This window comes from Streptomyces sp. rh34 (assembly GCF_002551245.1).
Taxonomy (GTDB): domain Bacteria; phylum Actinomycetota; class Actinomycetes; order Streptomycetales; family Streptomycetaceae; genus Streptomyces.
In genome coordinates, this window is record NZ_NTGZ01000513.1 from 1 (window position 1) to 1,687 (window position 1,687).

The window sequence follows — 1,687 nt, forward strand, 5'->3', positions numbered from 1 at the left end:
GGGCGGGGACGGGGCCGGTGGCCGCGGGGCCGGGCGCGGGGCCGGTGGCGGCGGGAGCAGAGCCGGTGGCGGCCCCCGGCGTCTCCTCCCATTCCCCCGTGCGTTCCTTGTCCTGGAGGTAGCGCTTGAAGCGGCGGCCGATCACCTCGTGCATCGAGCGGACGTCGTCCTGGCCCTCGAAGCCCTTGATCTGGAAGCGGCGGTACTCGCTCTTGCGGGCGAGGCCGTCCTCGAAGACGACCATGGAGGCCACCACGTCGTCGCCCTGGAGGTGGGAGATGTCGTAGCACTCGATGCGCAGCGGCGCGGTGTCCAGCCCCAGCGCCTCGGCGATCTCCTCCAGGGCGCGGGAGCGGGTGGTCAGGTCGGAGGCGCGCTTGGTCTTGTGCAGTCCGAGCGCCTGCTGGGCGTTGCGCTGGACGGTGACCATGAGGTCCTTCTTGTCGCCGCGCTGCGGAATGCGCAGGCTGACCTGGGAGCCGCGGCGCTCGGCGAGCCACTGGGAGACCGCTTCCGCGTCCTCGGGCAGGGCGGGCACCAGGACCTCCTTGGGGACGGCCTCGCCGCGCTCCTCCCCGTACAGCTGCTGGAGGGCGTGCTCCACGAGGCCGGAGGTGTCGACCGCCTCGACCTTGTCGGTGACCCAGCCGCGCTGGCCGCGCACCCGGCCGCCGCGCACGTGGAAGATCTGGAGGGCGGCTTCCAGCTCGTCCTCGGCGACGGCGATCAGGTCGGCGTCGGTGGCGTCGGCGAGGACGACGGCGCTCTTCTCCATGGCCCGCTTGAGGGCCTCGGCGTCGTCACGGAGGCGGGCGGCCCGCTCGTACTCCATCTCCTCGGCCGCCCGCATCATGTCCTTCTCCAGGCGGCGGATGTAGGTGCCCGTGCGGCCGGCCATGAAGTCGCAGAAGTCCTCGGCCAGCTCCCGGTGTTCCTCGGGGGTGACCCGGCCGACGCAGGGCGCCGAGCACTTGCCGATGTAGCCCAGCAGGCAGGGTCGGCCGGTGCGCTCGGCGTTCTTGAAGACCCCGGCGGAACAGGTGCGGACGGGGAAGACGCGGAGCATCAGGTCGACCGTCTCGCGGATCGCCCAGGCGTGGCCGTACGGACCGAAGTAGCGCACGCCCTTCTTCTTGGCGCCGCGCATGACCTGGACGCGGGGAAACTCCTCGTTGAGCGTGACCGCGAGGTAGGGATAGCTCTTGTCGTCGCGGTACTTGACGTTGAACCGGGGGTCGAACTCCTTGATCCAGGAGTACTCCAGCTGGAGCGCCTCGACCTCGGTGGAGACGACCGTCCATTCGACGGAGGCGGCGGTGGTGACCATCGTGCGCGTCCGCGGGTGGAGGCCCGCCAGGTCCTGGAAGTAGTTGGCCACGCGTTGGCGCAGGTTCTTGGCCTTCCCGACGTAGATCACCCGGCGGTGTTCGTCGCGGAATTTGTAGACCCCCGGGGAGTCGGGGATCTGTCCCGGCTTGGGGCGGTAGCTGGAGGGGTCTGCCATGTCTCACACCCTACTTGCGGGCAGTGACAGCGCGTCGTCCTCGGGTGGTGCCGCGCTCCGGGGTGCCGTGGGGTGTTCGCACCCCGGAGCGCGGGCCTGCGGTCCGGCGGAGCCGGCGCTCAGGCGTCCGCGGCCGAGGATCGCCCGGCACGGTTCCGGCGGCGCAGCGCGGCGGCCCCGCAC

General features: G+C 71.5%; 1 protein-coding gene. It reads right to left on the bottom strand.

Going from position 1 to position 1,687, the window contains the following annotated elements; translation table 11 throughout:
- A partial coding sequence (gene uvrC / locus CR470_RS37805) for an excinuclease ABC subunit UvrC (RefSeq protein ID WP_097872276.1) occupies positions 1-1,504 on the bottom strand: 1,504 nt, incomplete at its 3' end.
- Between the last annotated feature and the right edge of the window lie 183 nt (positions 1,505-1,687).